Annotated in this window: 17 protein-coding genes and 1 tRNA gene; 12 read left to right on the top strand and 6 right to left on the bottom strand. The window is 56.1% G+C overall.

The window, feature by feature from the left end; genetic code table 11:
• Window positions 1-5 precede the first annotated feature (5 nt).
• Genes PGS10_RS16785 through yejF form a run of 3 tightly spaced genes read left to right on the top strand, consistent with a single transcriptional unit; the run spans window position 6 to window position 3,716 of the window.
• Window positions 6-1,100, top strand: a complete 1,095-nt coding sequence (locus PGS10_RS16785; RefSeq protein WP_020078276.1) for a microcin C ABC transporter permease YejB — start codon at window positions 6-8, stop codon at window positions 1,098-1,100.
• On the top strand, window positions 1,100-2,125 hold the full coding sequence (locus tag PGS10_RS16780; protein ID WP_047043209.1) for a microcin C ABC transporter permease: 1,026 nt from the start codon (window positions 1,100-1,102) through the stop codon (window positions 2,123-2,125). The genes PGS10_RS16785 and PGS10_RS16780 overlap by 1 nt, the downstream gene beginning before the upstream one ends.
• A 1-nt stretch (window position 2,126) precedes the next feature.
• Window positions 2,127-3,716 (top strand): microcin C ABC transporter ATP-binding protein YejF, encoded by a 1,590-nt coding sequence (gene yejF / locus PGS10_RS16775; protein ID WP_316423275.1) that lies wholly within the window; start codon window positions 2,127-2,129, stop codon window positions 3,714-3,716.
• Window positions 3,717-3,719: 3 nt separating this feature from the next.
• Here the strand turns inward: yejF and PGS10_RS16770 are convergent, their stop codons facing one another.
• The 3 genes from PGS10_RS16770 to rsuA all read right to left on the bottom strand — a co-directional run bounded on the left by PGS10_RS16770 (window position 3,720) and on the right by rsuA (window position 6,308).
• Entirely contained in the window at window positions 3,720-4,064 is a 345-nt protein-coding gene (locus tag PGS10_RS16770; protein ID WP_045391356.1) for a YejG family protein, read from the bottom strand.
• A 331-nt stretch (window positions 4,065-4,395) separates the two neighbouring features.
• Complete coding sequence (locus tag PGS10_RS16765) at window positions 4,396-5,592, bottom strand: Bcr/CflA family multidrug efflux MFS transporter (RefSeq protein WP_045391357.1); 1,197 nt, start codon at window positions 5,590-5,592, stop codon at window positions 4,396-4,398.
• Window positions 5,589-6,308 carry a 16S rRNA pseudouridine(516) synthase RsuA gene (rsuA, locus tag PGS10_RS16760; RefSeq protein WP_047043216.1) on the bottom strand — a complete coding sequence of 240 codons (720 nt, stop codon included), beginning with the start codon at window positions 6,306-6,308 and terminating at the stop codon, window positions 5,589-5,591. The genes PGS10_RS16765 and rsuA overlap by 4 nt, the downstream gene beginning before the upstream one ends.
• Before the next feature lie 147 nt (window positions 6,309-6,455).
• On the opposite strand from rsuA, the gene PGS10_RS16755 reads away from it, so the two are divergent.
• Both PGS10_RS16755 and rplY read left to right on the top strand, forming a co-directional pair.
• Window positions 6,456-8,213 (top strand): DEAD/DEAH box helicase, encoded by a 1,758-nt coding sequence (locus tag PGS10_RS16755; RefSeq protein ID WP_316423274.1) that lies wholly within the window; start codon window positions 6,456-6,458, stop codon window positions 8,211-8,213.
• Window positions 8,214-8,349: 136 nt separating this feature from the next.
• The gene (rplY, locus tag PGS10_RS16750; RefSeq protein WP_015365674.1) at window positions 8,350-8,634 is read left to right on the top strand and encodes a 50S ribosomal protein L25; all 285 of its coding nucleotides are present in this window, start codon (window positions 8,350-8,352) and stop codon (window positions 8,632-8,634) included.
• Between the two features lie 58 nt (window positions 8,635-8,692).
• On the opposite strand, the gene PGS10_RS16745 is transcribed toward rplY, so the two are convergent.
• Window positions 8,693-9,580 carry a LysR family transcriptional regulator gene (locus PGS10_RS16745; protein ID WP_063414620.1) on the bottom strand — a complete coding sequence of 296 codons (888 nt, stop codon included), beginning with the start codon at window positions 9,578-9,580 and terminating at the stop codon, window positions 8,693-8,695.
• 103 nt (window positions 9,581-9,683) lie between these two features.
• On the opposite strand from PGS10_RS16745, the gene PGS10_RS16740 reads away from it, so the two are divergent.
• Window positions 9,684-10,970, top strand: coding sequence for a serine hydrolase domain-containing protein (locus tag PGS10_RS16740; RefSeq protein WP_045391367.1), 1,287 nt, complete (start codon window positions 9,684-9,686; stop codon window positions 10,968-10,970).
• A 20-nt stretch (window positions 10,971-10,990) separates the two neighbouring features.
• Here PGS10_RS16740 and PGS10_RS16735 read toward each other — a convergent pair whose 3' ends face one another.
• Window positions 10,991-11,587, bottom strand: a complete 597-nt coding sequence (locus tag PGS10_RS16735; protein ID WP_045391369.1) for an NUDIX domain-containing protein — start codon at window positions 11,585-11,587, stop codon at window positions 10,991-10,993.
• A gap of 81 nt (window positions 11,588-11,668) precedes the next feature.
• Between PGS10_RS16735 and PGS10_RS16730 the strand changes: the two genes are divergently transcribed.
• Window positions 11,669-12,430: a DeoR/GlpR family DNA-binding transcription regulator gene (locus PGS10_RS16730; protein ID WP_316423295.1), complete on the top strand. Its 762-nt coding sequence runs from the start codon at window positions 11,669-11,671 to the stop codon at window positions 12,428-12,430.
• Between the two features lie 39 nt (window positions 12,431-12,469).
• On the opposite strand, the gene yejK is transcribed toward PGS10_RS16730, so the two are convergent.
• Window positions 12,470-13,477, bottom strand: a complete 1,008-nt coding sequence (yejK, locus tag PGS10_RS16725; RefSeq protein ID WP_015365669.1) for a nucleoid-associated protein YejK — start codon at window positions 13,475-13,477, stop codon at window positions 12,470-12,472.
• Between the two features lie 188 nt (window positions 13,478-13,665).
• On the opposite strand from yejK, the gene PGS10_RS16720 reads away from it, so the two are divergent.
• From PGS10_RS16720 to PGS10_RS16700, 5 genes are all read left to right on the top strand, one after another.
• Window positions 13,666-13,893 carry a YejL family protein gene (locus PGS10_RS16720; RefSeq protein WP_045377048.1) on the top strand — a complete coding sequence of 76 codons (228 nt, stop codon included), beginning with the start codon at window positions 13,666-13,668 and terminating at the stop codon, window positions 13,891-13,893.
• Between the two features lie 19 nt (window positions 13,894-13,912).
• The gene (yejM, locus tag PGS10_RS16715; RefSeq protein ID WP_045391375.1) at window positions 13,913-15,673 is read left to right on the top strand and encodes an LPS biosynthesis-modulating metalloenzyme YejM; all 1,761 of its coding nucleotides are present in this window, start codon (window positions 13,913-13,915) and stop codon (window positions 15,671-15,673) included.
• Window positions 15,674-15,749: 76 nt separating this feature from the next.
• Window positions 15,750-15,826, top strand: a tRNA-Pro gene (locus PGS10_RS16710).
• A 336-nt stretch (window positions 15,827-16,162) separates the two neighbouring features.
• On the top strand, window positions 16,163-16,477 hold the full coding sequence (locus PGS10_RS16705; RefSeq protein WP_045391377.1) for a cupin domain-containing protein: 315 nt from the start codon (window positions 16,163-16,165) through the stop codon (window positions 16,475-16,477).
• Window positions 16,478-16,509: 32 nt separating this feature from the next.
• Window positions 16,510-17,337, top strand: coding sequence for an aminoglycoside phosphotransferase family protein (locus PGS10_RS16700; protein ID WP_213797437.1), 828 nt, complete (start codon window positions 16,510-16,512; stop codon window positions 17,335-17,337).
• The last annotated feature ends 26 nt before the right edge of the window (window positions 17,338-17,363 follow it).

Below are 17,363 nucleotides of genomic sequence, written 5' to 3'. Positions count from 1 at the left end.
TAAAGATGGGCGCCTACCTGCTCCGCCGACTATTACTGGTGATCCCGACGCTTTGGGCCATCATCACCATCAATTTTTTTATCGTGCAGATTGCGCCAGGCGGTCCGGTCGATCAGGCGATCGCCGCCGTGGAGTTCGGCGACCGCAGCGGGTTGCCCGGCGCAGGAGATAGCGGTATGGGCGCCAGTCATGCGCGTACCGGCGTTGGCAATATCAGTGAAGGTCATTATCGCGGCGGGCGTGGGCTCGATCCGGAAGTGATTGCCGAAATCACCCACCGCTACGGCTTCGATAAACCGATTCACGAACGCTACTTTAAGATGCTCGGCGACTATCTGCGCTTTGATTTTGGCGATAGCCTGTTTCGCAGCGCTTCGGTGCTGCAGTTGATTAAAGACAGCCTGCCGGTGTCTATTACCCTCGGCCTGTGGAGCACGCTGATTATCTACCTGGTGTCGATACCGCTGGGGATCCGTAAAGCCGTCAGTAACGGCAGCCATTTCGACGTCTGGAGCAGCACATTTATCATCATCGGTTACGCCATCCCGGCATTTCTGTTCGCGATATTACTGATCGTGATTTTCGCCGGCGGCAGCTATTTCGATCTTTTTCCGCTGCGCGGCCTGGTCTCCGCTAATTTTGATAGCCTGCCGTGGTATCAGAAGATCGCCGACTATCTCTGGCATATCACCTTACCGGTGCTGGCGACGGTGATCGGCGGTTTCGCCGCCCTGACGATGCTGACTAAAAACAGTTTCCTTGATGAGATCCGCAAACAGTATGTGGTGACGGCCCGCGCCAAAGGCGTCGGGGAAAAACAGATCCTGTGGAAACACGTTTTTCGCAACGCCATGCTGCTGGTGATTGCCGGTTTTCCCGCCACCTTCATTAGCATGTTCTTTACCGGTTCGCTGCTGATTGAGGTGATGTTCTCGCTCAATGGTCTTGGGCTGCTCGGCTACGAAGCCACCGTGTCGCGCGATTACCCGGTGATGTTCGGCACTCTGTATATCTTCACGTTAATCGGCCTGCTATTAAACATTGTCAGCGACATCAGCTATACGCTGGTCGATCCGCGTATCGATTTCGAGGGCCGCTAATGTCATTTCTCTCCCCCGTTAATCAGGCCCGCTGGGCGCGTTTTCGCCACAACCGCCGCGGCTACTGGTCGCTATGGATCTTCCTGGCGCTGTTTATTTGCAGCCTGTGCGCCGAGCTTATCGCCAACGATAAGCCACTGCTGGTGCAGTATCGCGGTAGTTTGTACGTACCGGCGCTGAAAACCTATAGCGAAACGACCTTCGGCGGTGATTTTGCCACCGCCGCCGACTATCAGGATCCCTGGCTGCAAAAACGGCTGGCTGAAAACGGTTGGGTGCTGTGGGCCCCGGTGCGTTTCGGCGCCACCAGCATCAATTTCGCCACCGACAGCCCCTTCCCTTCGCCGCCGTCCAGGCACAACTGGCTGGGTACCGACGCTAACGGCGGCGATGTATTCGCACGGATCCTCTATGGCGCGCGGATTTCATTATTATTCGGTCTGCTGCTGACGCTCTTCTCCAGCGTGCTTGGCGTGCTTGCCGGGGCGCTGCAGGGCTACTACGGCGGTAAGCTCGACCTGTGGGGGCAGCGTTTTATCGAAGTATGGTCCGGAATGCCGACGCTATTTTTAATTATTCTGCTCTCAAGCGTAGTGCAACCTGATTTCTGGTGGCTGCTGGCAATCACCGTTTTATTTGGCTGGATGACGCTGGTCGGGGTGGTTCGCGCCGAATTCCTGCGCACCCGTAACTACGATTATATTCGCGCCGCACAGGCGCTGGGGGTCAGCGATCGCCATATTATCCTGCGCCATATGCTGCCGAATGCGATGGTCGCCACCCTCACCTTCCTGCCGTTTATTTTGTGCAGTTCGATAACCACCCTGACCTCGCTCGATTTTCTCGGCTTTGGCCTGCCGCTAGGCTCGCCGTCGCTGGGCGAACTGCTACTGCAGGGGAAAAATAACCTGCAGGCGCCGTGGCTGGGGATGGCGGCATTTTTGTCGGTGGCGGTGCTGCTGACGTTGCTGATTTTCATTGGCGAAGCGGTCCGCGACGCCTTCGATCCGAGTAAGGCGGTATAACATGAGCCAGCCGTTATTAGACATTGACGACCTCTCTATCGCCTTCCGCCAGCAAGGGGCAAGCCAAACGGTAGTTAGCAACCTGACGCTGCAGATTGCCGCGGGTGAAACGCTGGCGTTGGTCGGCGAATCCGGCTCCGGCAAGAGCGTCTCCGCGCTGTCGGTACTGCGCCTTCTGCCCTCGCCGCCGGTTAGCTATCCCAGCGGCGATATCCGCTTTCACGGCCAGTCGCTGCTGCACGCCGATGAGCGTACCCTGCGCGGGATCCGCGGCAACCGCATCGCGATGATTTTCCAGGAGCCGATGGTCTCGCTCAATCCGCTGCATACGCTGGAGAAACAGCTGTACGAGGTGCTCTCGCTGCACCGCGGCATGCGCAAAGAGGCGGCGCGCGGCGAAATCCTCGACTGTCTGGATCGGGTTGGCATCCGTAACGCTTCACGGCGGCTTGCCGACTATCCGCACCAGCTTTCCGGCGGCGAACGCCAACGGGTGATGATCGCCATGGCGCTGCTGACGCGCCCGGAGCTGCTCATCGCCGATGAACCAACCACCGCGCTGGACGTCTCGGTGCAGGCGCAAATTCTGCAACTGCTGCGCGAACTGAAGCATGAGCTCAACATGGGGATGTTGTTCATCACCCACAATCTAAGTATTGTCCGCCAGCTTGCCGACCGGGTGGCGGTGATGCAAAACGGCCGCTGCGTCGAAGAAAACGGCTGCCGGGAGCTGTTTCAGGCGCCCGCGCATCCGTATACCCGCCGCCTGCTGGATAGCGAACCGACCGGCAAACCGGTGCCGCTATCCGCCGATGCGCCCATCCTGCTGCAGGCCCGCGATCTCAACGTCGCCTTCCCAATCCGCAAAGGGATCCTGCGCCGGGTGGTCGATCACAATCGGGTGGTCAACCATCTGACTTTTACCCTGCGGGCCGGAGAAACGCTGGGGCTGGTGGGAGAATCCGGCTCTGGCAAAAGCACCACCGGGCTGGCGCTGCTGCGGCTGATTAACTCCAGCGGAGAAATGCAGTTTGCCGGCGAGTCGATCCAGGGGCGAAATCGCCGCCAGATGCTGCCGCTGCGCCGACGCATTCAGGTCGTTTTTCAGGATCTGAATTCATCGCTCAACCCGCGCCTGAGCGTCCTGCAGATTATCGAGGAAGGATTACGCGTTCATCAGCCAACGCTGACGCCCGCGGAACGTGAACAGGCGGTGATTCAGGTGATGCAGGAAGTGGGGCTCGACCCCGCGACGCGACAGCGCTATCCGGCGGAATTCTCCGGCGGCCAGCGCCAGCGTATCGCCATTGCCCGGGCGCTGATCGTCAAACCGCAGCTGATTGTGTTAGATGAACCGACTTCATCACTGGATAAAACCGTGCAGGCGCAGATCCTGGCGCTGCTGAAGACGCTACAGCAAAAGCATCAGCTGGCCTATCTGTTTATCAGCCACGATTTACGTGTTGTACGGACGCTCTGTCATCAGGTGATAGTGCTGCGGCAGGGAGAAGTCGTCGAGCAGGGTGAATGCGAGCGCGTATTTACGGCACCGCTTCAGGAGTACACCCGCCAGCTGCTGGCGTTAAGCTGACGGTCAGAAGGGGTTGTTGCCAGAGAAAGGCTCGGCAATGGCCACGCCGAAATTTTTCAGTCGGCAGGTAGCGGCAAACTCATCCTGCATATTAACGAACAGGCACGGCTCGCCTTCACACTCAAGAATGGAACAATCCACTTCAATGTCGCTCAGCGCCTGGCTCAGCGTACGCATCACCGGCCACGCTTTCTCGCCGTCCGGGCTGAGCAGTTTTAATGCCACCAGGCTATTTTCACCCTGCGCGCCGTTTTGCGGAATCGGTTCAACTCTTGAACCCGCAAAACCGGCCAGCCAGCGATAGCTCTGCGGCAGTCGGTGTACGATAGAGAGTTGCTGTGTATTCACTTGGTTTCCCCGGAAGCAAAAGGCTTCACAATAAATTTACATCAATATTAACACATTGTTGACAAATAGTCCTGCAACAGCTTAGAAAACGCTTACACCCGCATCGGGCCAGGGCTAACAGCTTATTATCCAGAACTTTATAGTTGCCTTGCGGAAACAGTTCGCGGCTATATGTACCCGTTTCTGTGATCCAAAACAACTTTTTTATCGCAACATTGCGACTTTTTACACTAATTGATTTTACATAAAAGAAACAAATAGCTAAACAGGGAAGCCGATTTCGGTTGATATGTATCAAAAAAGGGGCGGAAATCGCCCCTGAAAATGTGACTTAATGTGCGACTTTTCGTCGCCGGCTGGCGTACAGATAGAAGAGAATGGAGCTCGCGGCGCAAAAAGCGATAGAAATCAGCATCGGCCAGGCGGTGGTAAAGGTGGCCATCGACAGCAACGCGCCGATAATCGCGCCAATCCCAAAACGAAATGTTCCGGCCAGCGACGATGCGGTTCCCGCCATATGCGGAAACTCGTCGAGGATCACCGCCATGGCGTTAGAGGAGACCATTGATACGCAGCCGACGAACGCCGCCACGCCCACCACCAGCGACCAGAAACCAACATCAAGCAGCGCGCAAACCACCATCCACACCGCCATCGCCAGCTGGATCCACAGCCCGGCGCGGAACATATTCAATGCGCCGACCCGGCGAACAAAGCGGCTATTAATGATGGTCATGATGAACAGGAACACGATATTCAGCGCAAAATAGTAGCCAAAGTGCTGCGGCGACACGTGATTAATGTTGATGTAGACGAATGGACCCGCGCTGAGAAATGAAAACATGCCGGCAAAACTAAAGCCGCTGGCCAACATATAGCTGAGTACCCGCTTGTGGCGGAACAAGGTGGCGAAGTTGCCAAGCGTGGTGCGAATATGAAATTTCTGCCGTCTTTCAACCGGCAGCGTCTCGCTAATAAAGAAAGCGATCATCGCCGACGCCAGCAGCGCCGCCAGCGCCAGGATCCAGAAAATCGCGTGCCAGCTGAACCACACCAGCACCGCGCCGCCGACCATCGGCGCCACCAGCGGCGCAATGGTGGTGACCAGCATGACAAATGACATCATGCGCGAGAACTCTTCTTTCGGGTAAATATCGCGCATCAGGGCGTTGATCACCACGCTGGCCGCCGCGGCCGCCAGGCCGTGGAAGAAACGCATAGTAATCAGCATCTCGATGGTCTGCGATAACGCGCAGGCCACCGCCGCCGCGGCGAAAATCAGCGTCCCGCCGAGGATCACCGGTTTACGGCCAATGCTGTCGGCCATCGGCCCGTACAGCAGCTGGCCCAGCGCAAAGCCCAGAATATAGGTGCTGAGCGTCATTTGCGCGCTGCCGTCCGGCACGTTGAACTGCGACGAGATAACCGGTAGCGCCGGCAGATACATATCAATCGACAGCGGCATTAACATGGCCAACAGGCCAAGAATAAACACAATCCCCAATGAAGAATTCTGCTTTGTCGTCACGTTTTACTCCGTGCTTGTGGGGCGCCAACGCTGGCGATTTCGTCAGCCGTCAGCGGGCGGTATTCGCCGGGCTCCAGCGACGCATCAAGGGTAATATCGCCGATACGTTCGCGATGTAATCCCACGACGTGGTTACCCACCGCCGCGAACATGCGTTTTACCTGGTGGTAGCGGCCTTCGCTGATGGTCAGGCGCACTTCTGTCGGAGTGATGACTTCGAGGACAGCAGGTTTGGTGAGATCTTTTTCATTATGCAGCTGCACGCCTTTGGCAAACTGCTCGGCGACGCCCTCTTCCAGCGGATTTTCCAGCTCCACCAGATAGGTTTTTTCGCAGTGATGGCGCGGCGAAGTAATGCGGTGCGACCACTGCCCATCATCGGTCATCAGTACCAGACCGGTGGTGTCGATATCCAGACGCCCGGCGGCGTGCAGCTTATGGGCAACCGGCTCATCGAGAAAATAAAGCACCGTTGGATGATCGGGATCGTCTGTTGAACAGACATAACCCTGCGGCTTGTTGAGCATAAAGTAACGGGGGCCGTGCTGCTGGGTCAGCGTATTGCCGTCATATTCCACCTCGTGCTCCGGCTGGAGCTTAAAAGAGGCATCTTTCACAATGTCGCCGTCCACGGTAACGCGGCTGCCGCGGATTTCACGCCCGGCAATAGCACGGCTGACGCCAAGCTGCTGAGCGATAAACTTATCAAGTCGCATGAGATTTTTTAGCCTGTAATAATGCTGGAGCGGGCATCTCGCCCGGAAAAGAAGAATTCCATTGGTTAGTATAACGGGCTCTTAACACCACTCAAGGGAAAAGATTCATGGCATACTATTTGCGAGTTAATTAACCCCCGAGAATTGATGACTTTTACACTACGTCCCTACCAAAAAGAGGCGGTCGACGCCACGCTCGCCTGGTTTCGCCGTCACCATGAGCCGGCCGCCATCGTGCTGCCGACCGGCGCCGGCAAAAGCCTGGTGATCGCCGAACTTGCGCGGCTGGCGCGCGGACGCGTATTGGTTCTGGCCCACGTTAAAGAACTGGTGGCGCAGAATCACAGTAAATACTGTGCGCTTGGCCTGGAAGCCGATATTTTCGCCGCCGGTCTGCAGCGTAAAGAGAGCCAGGGCAAAGTGGTCTTCGGCAGCGTGCAGTCGGTGGCGCGCAATCTTGAGCAGTTTCAGAGCGAATTCTCCTTACTGATCGTCGATGAGTGCCACCGTATCAGCGACGATGACGACAGCCAGTATCAGCAAATCATCAGCCACCTGCGGCAGGTGAATCCACAGCTCAGGCTGCTTGGCCTGACCGCGACCCCCTTCCGTCTCGGCAAGGGGTGGATCTATCAGTTCCACTATCACGGTATGGTGCGCGGAGACGAGAAAGCGCTGTTCCGCGACTGCATCTACGAGCTGCCGCTGCGTTATATGATTAAGCACGGCTACCTGACGCCGCCTGAGCGCCTCGATATGCCGGTGGTACAATACGATTTCAGCCGCCTGCAGGCGCAGAGCAATGGCCTGTTCAGCGAAGCCGACCTTAACCATGAGCTGAAAAAACAGCAGCGCATCACGCCGCATATCGTCAGCCAAATCGTTGAGTTTGCCGAAAGCCGTCAAGGCGTGATGATCTTTGCCGCGACCGTCGAGCATGCGCGGGAAATTACTGGCCTGCTGCCGCCCGCGCAGGCGGCGCTGATTACCGGCGAAACGCCGGGGCCGGAGCGCGATCGCATCATCGAAGCTTTTAAAGCGCAGCAGTATCGCTATCTGGTGAATGTCGCGGTACTGACCACCGGCTTTGACGCGCCGCACGTCGATCTTATCGCGATTCTTCGGCCAACCGAATCGGTAAGCCTTTACCAACAAATTGTTGGCCGTGGTCTGCGTCTGGCTCCGGGCAAAACCGACTGCCTGATCCTCGACTATGCCGGTAACCCTCACGACCTGTATGCGCCGGAAGTCGGCACGCCAAAAGGCAAAAGCGATAATGTCCCGGTACAGGTTTTCTGCCCGGCCTGCGGTTTCGCCAATACTTTTTGGGGGAAAACCACCGCCGACGGCACGTTGATTGAGCATTTTGGCCGTCGCTGCCAGGGCTGGTTCGAAGACGATGACGGCCATCGCGAACAGTGCGACTTCCGCTTTCGTTTTAAAAACTGTCCGCAGTGCAACGCCGAGAATGACATTGCCGCCCGCCGCTGTCGCGAGTGCGATACTATTCTGGTCGACCCGGACGACATGCTGAAGGCGGCGCTGAAGCTTAAAGACGCGCTGGTGTTGCGCTGCAGCGGCATGGCGCTGCAGCATGGCAGCGATGAAAAAGGCCCGTGGCTGAAAATCACCTATTACGATGAGGACGGCGCCGATGTGAGTGAGCGCTTCCGTTTACAAACGCCCGCGCAGCGTACCGCCTTTGAGCAGTTGTTTATCCGCCCGCATACCCGTACTCCGGGCGTGCCGCTACGCTGGATAACTCCGGCAGACATCATTGCCCAGCAGGCGCTGCTGCGCCATCCGGACTTTGTCGTCGCCCGGATGAAGGGGCAATACTGGCAGGTGCGGGAAAAAGTGTTCGATTATCAGGGCCGTTTCCGTCGCGCCAATGAGCTGCGTTAATCCGCCAAAAACTGAGGTTTTGATTGCCGCTGTGCCGATAGGCGGCTATAATGCCGCCCGCTTTTGCATTCGCAAAGCAGATAATCTGCCTGCTGCTGGGTCGCCTGTTGCAGGCTTTATATATAGAGAGACATCAATGTTTACTATCAACGCAGAAGTACGTAAAGAGCAGGGTAAGGGTGCGAGCCGCCGCCTGCGCGCAGCTAACAAGTTCCCGGCAATCATCTACGGTGGCGAAGCTGCTCCGGTTGCTATCGAACTGGACCACGACAAACTGTGGAACATGCAGGACAAAGCTGAGTTCTACGGCGAAGTTCTGACCCTGGTTGTCGATGGCAAAGAAGAGAAAGTTAAAGTTCAGGCTGTTCAGCGTCACGCGTTCAAGCCGAAACTGACCCACATCGACTTCGTTCGCGCTTAATCGCCGATAGCAAGTTGTATGGCAAACGCCCTGGTGTCTTCTGACCCGGGGCGTTTTGTTATCTGCACCGCCATAACCCTGGCGCGTCGTCAACAATCTCTCCCAGCGCGCGGTGTTTATTCATTCCCGGCAGCCACAGCATCACCATGGTAACGTTAAGCCCCTGATTACCGACCTCGGTGGCTATTTCAGCAACTCCTTGCCACTCGTCGGGCCGTAAATGGTCGGGTAAAAAACCCCAGCCCTGCCCCTGCTCCATTGCGTGGCGCAACATGGTGATTTCATTCATATACAGCGTATGGCCGGATATCTGCAACCGGCGGGCGATTTGATCGTCGCTGCGCCGGTGCATGACTAACTGCGGGGTGAGCGATAAATTCAGCAACGTCAGCGGCCTTGCGGCATCAGCGAACAACCGCTGCGCGGCGTAAAAGCGTAAATCAACGGTACCCAGCGCCCGCCACTCCATTTCGCTACCCAGCGTACGATTGTTAGCCTGGCAAATGGCCATATCCGCGACGTCATCGCTCAACGCCTGCTCGGCTTCGCGACGCGAAGCGCTCCAGCAGCTTAAACGGATCTGCCGCCGGGCAAGCGTATCGGCCAGCAAACAGAGAAATTCACGCGGCACGAACGGATCGTACACCAGGCGTAACTCCTGCCAGGCCGTTTGCGGCAGCGTTTGCGCAAAAGACTCGAAAGCCTGCGCCTGTCGCAACAACAGGTGCGCCTGGCGAAAAAGCTGCTCTCCCTCGGCCGTTAAAGTCAGGCTACGCCCTTCACGGCTGAATAGCCGGTAGCCCAACGCATCTTCCAGGTAATCCAGCAGATCGCGAAGCGTCGTACGGTCTTTCCCTAAACGGATCGCCGCCCGCGACAGGCTGCCGGTCTCAGCAATCGTCGCGAAGGCTTCAATCTGTGCAAATGAATACTGCAGGGTTTTCATCCTTCTCTCCCTTTCGGGGGAAAATCCCCCATAGAGTGATTTTAGCCGCCGCGCGCCGGTTTATATACTGCGATGCGAATCTATGGCAAACGAGGGAATGAAAATGATAAGAAAACCACTGGCTCTGGCGTTAATTTTGGCGGCGCTGCCGGCGGCGGCAATGGCGCAAAACTGCGGCGGCCTGACGCTGGATGTCTGCCCCACGCCTTACGATCAAACGCTACCCGCGGCCAAAGACATGCTCACCTGGGATCAGGCGTCACGCGTCGTTGGCTTTCGTAATGACTATCGCAACTATGCTGGCGATGTTTTCCGTCACGGCGACTCGGTCCCGCTGGAGCGCGCTAAAAAGCAGCTGACCGATGCCCGCTACACACTCAACGGCCACACCTGGAATTTGCAAGATTACCTGAAGCGCGAAAACGTCAGCGGTATGCTGGTGCTGAAAGATGGCAAAGTCGCCTGGAAATATCTCGCCGAAGGTAATACCGACACCACGCTGTGGACCTCGCGCTCGGTGGGTAAATCGGTCGTCTCGACGCTGGTCGGTATCGCTATTCAACAGGGTAAAATCCACTCCCTTGATGACCTGATTACCGTTTATGAACCCGAACTGAAAGGCACCGCCTGGGATGGCGTGACGCTCAAGCAGCTCATTCAACATACCAGCGGCGTGGAATGGAATGAAGATTACACCAATCCACAGTCGCACTTCGCCCGCCTGACCCAGTGTGAAGCGCAGCCCGGCGCCTATGATTGCGTGCGTAAAATTGTGTCGACGCTGTCGCGCAAACACCCGGCAGGCGAGCAGTGGTCCTACTCTTCCGGCGGCGCCTGGCTGCTGGGCGATGTGCTGGAACGCGCAACCGGTATGTCGCTGGCCGCCTGGCTTGAACAATCACTGTGGCAGCCTGCGGGCATGGCCCACGATGGCGTGTGGCACGCCTACAAAAAAGGACAACATGATGTCGGCGCCCACGGCTTTAACGCCACCCTCGAAGACTGGGGACGCTTTGGCGAGTTTGTCGCCCGCGATGGCCGCCTGAGCAACGGTGAACAGCTGGTGCCTGCAGGCTGGTTCGATCAAGCCGCGAGCTGGACAAAAGCGCTGAACTCGGTTTCAGCAGCGCATCCGGAAGGTATCTACGGCTATCAATGGTGGAATAACGCCATTCCGGCCAATGCGCAAAACGTGCAGCCGACGCCGCAGGAAGGGCTCAAAGGCTCGCTGTGGGCGCTGGGGATCTATGGCCAGGTGATAATGGTCAACCGTGCGGAACATCTGGTGATCGTGCAGTGGTCAACCTGGCCACAGGCGGAACCGTCCTTTAACGCGCAACCGCTGGAAGCGGCGCTGATGTACAGCGCCATTGCCCGCGAATTGCGCTAATCTTGCCGGCTCCTTGCCGCTTAACCGGCAAGGAGCGTGTCGGCATTTAACGCCAGGTGCTGCAGCAGCATAATGGTTTTCGCATCCACGATTTCGCCCTCGCGAATGGCCCGTAACGCCCGCGCCAGCGGCCACTCCAGCACTTCAATATCCTCTCCCTCCGCCGCCAGCCCGCCGCCATCGCCACGGCGATCGTCAGCGGAGTATTCGGCAATAAAGAAGTACAGCTTCTCGGTCACCGACCCCGGGCTCATAAACGCGGTGAATACCGGTTCAATACGGGTGACGCGAAAACCGGTCTCCTCTTCCGCTTCGGCGATAATGCGCTCTTCCGGCGAGGCGTTATCCAGTAACCCCGCGGCAGCCTCGATCAGAAAGCCGTCGTGACCGTTGATCCACACCGGAAAACGAAACTGGCGGATGAGCACCACGCTCTGCTTGTGGCGATTGTAGAGCAGAATAACCGCGCCGTTGCCGCGGTCGTAGGCTTCCCGGCTCTGCTCCTGCCAGCGTCCATCACGACGCAGCAGTTCGAAGGTATATTTTTTCAGCGTGTACCAGTTATCTGACAAGAGCGTTTCGCGAACGTGGCGAACGCGCGGTGCGTCTACATGCATGTTTTTCCCCTTCTAAGGTGACAGCGGGCAACATAACATGCATAATCGTGCATAAACAAGATCAATCGTGAAGTGAACAACATGCTCGCCAGCCAGAGAAAACAGCACATCCTGCAGATCCTTGCCGCAGAAAAACAGGTGATGTCGGGAGAGTTAAGCCAGCGCTTTAAAGTCTCCGAAGACTCCATTCGTCGCGATCTGCGCGAACTGGCGGCGGAAGGTAAACTGCAACGGGTCCACGGCGGCGCGCTGCCTGTATCCGCCGCTATCGCGCCAATCGAAAGCAGAAAAAGCGTGCAGATGGCTTCCAAACAGGCGATAGCCCGCCGGGCGGCGGCGCTTATCCAGCCAGGACAGGTGGTCATCGTCGACGGCGGCACCACCACCACGGCGATGATCGCCGCGCTACCCGCCGACCTTGCTTGTACCGTGGTGACGCACAGTCCAGGGATCGCCATGGCGCTGGTCGAGCATCCGCTGATCGACGTGATCCTGCTCGGCGGCACAATGTTTAAACATTCGGTAGTCACGGTCGGCGCCGAGACGCTGGCGGCGATGTCGCGGATTAATGCCGATCTGTTCTTTATGGGAGTAACGGGTGTGCACCCGCGGGTGGGCTTTACCACCGGTGATTATGAAGAGGCGGGCATCAAGCGCGCGCTGGCGGCCAGAGCCGCAGAAACCGTGGTGATGGCCTCTGCCGAGAAAATCAACTCCGCCTCCGCATTTGCCATCGGCGAGCTTAATCTTGCCAGCACAGTGGTTATCGACAGCGAACTGGATGACACGTTACGCCAGAAGCTTAAACAAAGCGGCGTCGGGATTATTCAGGTAGAAGGTTAACCCGGCGGCATCATGTTCCGCCGGGATAAGCAGCAGGGATTAATTACCGCCAGAAGTACGGCGCTGCAGCTGATCGCGCAGGTTCGGCGGCGTACCTTTGATGGTCAGCGTATCCGTTGCCGGATCCCAGAATACGCGTTCGCCTAACAGCATCGCATCAAAGTTAATGGTCAAACCGCCGCCGCTACCGGCAAATTTGGTCAGCTGGCGCAGCGTACTGCGGTCCGCCGGGAAGCTCTCTTCCAGCTCATAACCCTGTTCAGCGGTAAACTCCTGGAAACTCTTTTCGCTGACGCCGGAGAGCTCTTTAGACAGCGACTCCAGCTCGATCTCTTCGCCCGCCTGCAGCTGTTCGTTACAGTAGGCGTACACCTGCTGGCGCACGTTCTGGCGCTCGGATTTATCCAGCTGCGCGTCAGCGGCGAAATCATCCACCGCCTGCAGCAGACCGCGGTTCTGCGCTTTGGCGTTGAGCCCTTCGCTGGCGCCGAGGAAGTCCATGAAGAAATCAGCGACTTTACGCCCCACCCGCCCTTTCAGGAAGGTCAGGTAACGGGTCGATTCGGGATTGGTTTCCCACTCGGTCAGATCGATACGCGCCACGATGTCGGCATGGTTGATATCGAGGTAATGCGTGGAACTGATATCCAGCTCTTCGTTAACGCGCATGCTGCTCAGATTATTGAGCACCGCCACCAGCAGATACTCGACCGCCAGATAACGATACTGACAGAACAGCACAATGCCGCCTTCGGCAAACGGATACTTCGCCAGCTCATCGCGCAGGCGACCGGTTGCCGCACGGCTGAAAGGAAGAAATTCTTCTTCACCCTGACGCTGTAAACGCAACGCTTGCGCCAGCTCGCTCTCTTCATTAAAGAGGCCATAGGCTTTGCTTTTTGCGCTGTAGACACGATGCAGTTCAGCCATCATTTCCACGACAGTGGCATTTGGTTCCAGCAGCGACTCGCGCAGCACCAGTTCCAGATTCTGTTCATCACGTTTGATCAACTGATGCAGGGCAATCTGGTCGATATCCAGACTCATGTTAAACTCTCCTTTTAGACCGGGCGGTATTCAACCACCACCGGGACGATGACGCAACCGGCAGATGTCTGTTTCACGCTTGGGACTCGCGTTGCTGGGCGCTTTTACGCCGTGGCGAAAAAATGCGGAAAAAATGCTGCTGCTACGGTAATATGTTGCCCTTTCACGAACAAACAGATTTTGAGTTTATGCCACAAATATCCCGCTATAGCGATGAACAGGTCGAGCAGCTGCTCAGCGAGCTGACGAACGTCCTGGAAACACACAAAGCGCCGGTTGACCTGTCACTGATGGTGCTGGGCAATATGGTGACCAACCTGATTAACAGTAGCGTCGCGCCGGCGCAGCGTCAGGCAATCGCCCGTTCTTTCGCCCAGGCGCTGCAATCGTCCATTAACGACGATCCCGCGCACTAAGGATAACGAACAACAGTATATGGTGACTCTACGTCAGCCCTACCGAGAAAAAGTCTCCCAGATGGTCAGCTGGGGACACTGGTTCGCCCTGTTCAACATGTTGTTGGCCATGGCGCTCGGCAGCCGCTATCTTTTTGTCGCCGACTGGCCAACGACGCTTGCCGGGCGGGTTTTCTCGTATGTCAGCCTCGTTGGTCATTTCAGTTTTCTGGTGTTCACCAGCTATGTACTGATTCTCTTCCCGCTGACCTTTATCGTCGGCTCGCAGCGGCTTATGCGCTTCCTGTCGGTCATCTTCGCCACCGCAGGGATGACGCTGCTGCTGATCGATAGCGAAGTCTTCACTCGCTTCCACCTGCACTTAAACCCCGTCGTCTGGGAACTGGTGATTAACCCCGACCAGAACGAGATGGCTCGCGACTGGCAGCTGATGTTTATCAGCGTACCGATCATCTTCCTGATCGAGATGCTCTTCGCCACCTGGAGCTGGCAAAAGCTGCGCAGCCTGACGCGCCGCCGTCACTACGCGCGCCCCGTCGCCTGGTTTTTCTTTATTTCGTTTATCAGCAGCCACCTGATTTATATCTGGGCGGATGCTAATTTCTATCGCCCGATCACCATGCAGCGGGCCAACTTGCCGCTCTCTTATCCGATGACCGCTCGCCGCTTCCTTGAGAAGCATGGCCTGCTCGACGCTCAGGATTACCAGCGCCGTCTGGTTGAACAAGGCGCGCCGGAAGCGGTTTCGGTGCAGTATCCGCTGAGCGATCTACGCTATCGAGACCTCGGCACGGGCTACAACGTGCTGCTCATTACCGTGGATAATCTCAACTATTCACGCTTCGAGAAGAACATGCCGCAGCTGGCTGCTTTTGCAAAAGAGAGCGTCAACTTTAGTCAGCATATGAGCTCCGGTAATAGTACCGATAGCGGAATGTTCGGCCTGTTCTACGGCATATCGCCGGGTTATATGGATGGCGTGCTCTCGGCGCGTATCCCGGCGGCGCTGATTACCGCCCTCAACCAACAGGGTTACCAGTTGGGCCTGTTCTCATCTGACGGTTTCAGCAGTCCGCTCTATCGTCAGGCGCTGCTGTCGGACTTCTCGCTGCCGGCGGCCAAAACGCAAAGTGACGAGCAAACGGCAGACCAATGGATCGGCTGGCTGGATCGCTACGCCCAGGATGAGAACCGCTGGTTCTCGTGGGTATCGCTGAACGGCACTAATATTGATAACAGCCAGCAGCAGAATTTTGCGCGCACCTATGGCCGCGCCGCAGGCGACGTCGATACGCAAATTGGCCGCGTGCTCGACGCGCTGCGCAAAGCGGGCAAACTGGATAATACGGTGGTGATTATTACCGCCGGGCACGGTATGCCGCTGGATAACAAGCAGGGTAAATTCGACTGGTCACGGGGCAATCTGCAGGTGCCGCTGGTTATTCACTGGCCGGGAACCCCAGCGCAGGAGATCGCCACGCTCACGGATAACAAAGACGTGATGACGACGCTGATGCAGCGTCTGCTGCACGTGTCGACGCCAGCGAATGAATATTCGCAGGGCGAAGACCTGTTTAGCCCGGCGCGCCGCCGCAGCTGGGTCACCGCGGCCAATAGCGATACTCTGGCGATTACCACGCCAACGATGACCGTGGTGCTCGACCACAACGGCACCTATCACACCTGGAACAGTAACGGCGAGAAGGTGAAAGACCAAAAACCACAGCTCAGCCTGCTGCTGCAGGTGCTGACGGATGAAAAACGCTTTATCGCTAACTGATTGATTAATTTTGAATCAATCAGTTGTCGGTCGCTTGCATTCGATGGGGGAACGGGTAATATTATCCTCCACGCGTCGGCACGTAGCGCAGCCTGGTAGCGCACCGTCATGGGGTGTCGGGGGTCGGAGGTTCAAATCCTCTCGTGCCGACCAAAAACCTTCGAAAAACCAGCCTCTTATGGCTGGTTTTTTTGTGCCTGTTTTTTGCAGGGGGTGAAACCCCGTCGAAAAACTCGATCCTTCCTTCACTCCAGACCTGAAACGTGTCCCCCTGCCCGGCCTTTCTCTATAGATCATTCACCGCGTAACCGCCGGCTGTAACTACCCCTGCCCATCATGATGAAGCAGGACATCCGCCCCTCGCTCAGCGGAAATTCAACTCAGTAAATATACACTTCTTACTCAACCTGTTTTCCCATATTTGTTATATGACGGCAGGAAACTTATATGGCATAAGAGCAATAAACGCACATCGAAAGGAATGACGTTATGTCGCTTTATGACCTCAGAACCGAAGCGCATGCATTACCTGAAGCCTGGCACTCTCATGTATTAGGCCGTATTGGCACTGCAAATCTTAAAGTTGTACGAATGGATGAACGCTCAGTAGCTGAAGAAGTACATGAGTATGACGAGGGGTTACTGGTCATTAATGGACAACTGGAGCTGAGTGTGAAGGGAGAAAAAATCACTGTATCGTCTGGCCAGCTTTATGTGGCAAAAGCTGGCATTCCTCATACGGTAGATACGGGCAGCTTTGGTATACTGGTTATCATTGATTTACCCGAAACGGACGTTGTCTAAACGTTGATTGCAAGGATGTTAAAGACCGCTTTATGGATATGTTCAAGTTAACACCCTGGCTAAATTGCTGGAATCTCATTCCTGATGGCCCCCCATTTGTCACTCATACGTCACAGTTGTATCCGGTCAAAACAGCAACCCATGGTATTAAAGCCATGTTAAAAGTCACTGATGATCCTGACGAACAAGCCGGTAATGCACTCATGGTATGGTGGGAAGGGAACGGCGCTGCCCATGTGATTGCACATGAAAAGGAAGCTATTCTTCTCTCAAGAGCCACAGGTTCCGCGTCTTTATCAGCAATGTCTCGTGGAGATAGGGATGATATCGCTTGTCGTATTTTATGTATGACTGCGAACCGGCTTCATTCATTCGCCAAAAGACCGTTCCCCCGGCTAACCTCCCTGCGTGAATGGTTTTATCCTCTAAAACCAGCCGCCTTGCAGTATGGCGGTATCCTGACACGTTGCGCAGAAATTTCAGAAGAGTTGCTTTCTTCTCCACGAGATGTGGTTGTATTACATGGCGACTTACATCACGGTAACGTGCTTGATTTTGAAACGTCCGGTTGGTTAGCCATTGACCCCAAAGGGCTGATAGGTGAACGGGGATTCGACTTTGCTAATATTTTTACTAATCCGGATCTTGGTTATCCGGTACCTGCTGTTGCGACTGTACCAGAGACCTTTAAACAGCGTCTAAGCATCGTTACCAGGATGGCAGACATGGATAAAGAGCGCCTGCTCAAATGGATAATTGCGTGGTGCGGTCTTTCAACCGCCTGGTCACTCTCAAGTAACGAAACGACTTCAATAACAATAAAAATTGCCGAACTGGCGATTGCTGAATTGGAATCGTGAGTGGGATATCGCCACTGGGTATGGTG

Source organism: Klebsiella sp. 141153 (assembly GCF_032601995.1).
In the GTDB taxonomy this organism is placed as follows: Bacteria; Pseudomonadota; Gammaproteobacteria; order Enterobacterales; family Enterobacteriaceae; genus Klebsiella; species Klebsiella aerogenes.
The sequence above is the reverse complement of the archived record's forward strand: the minus strand, read 5'-3'. Positions and strand labels throughout refer to the sequence as shown.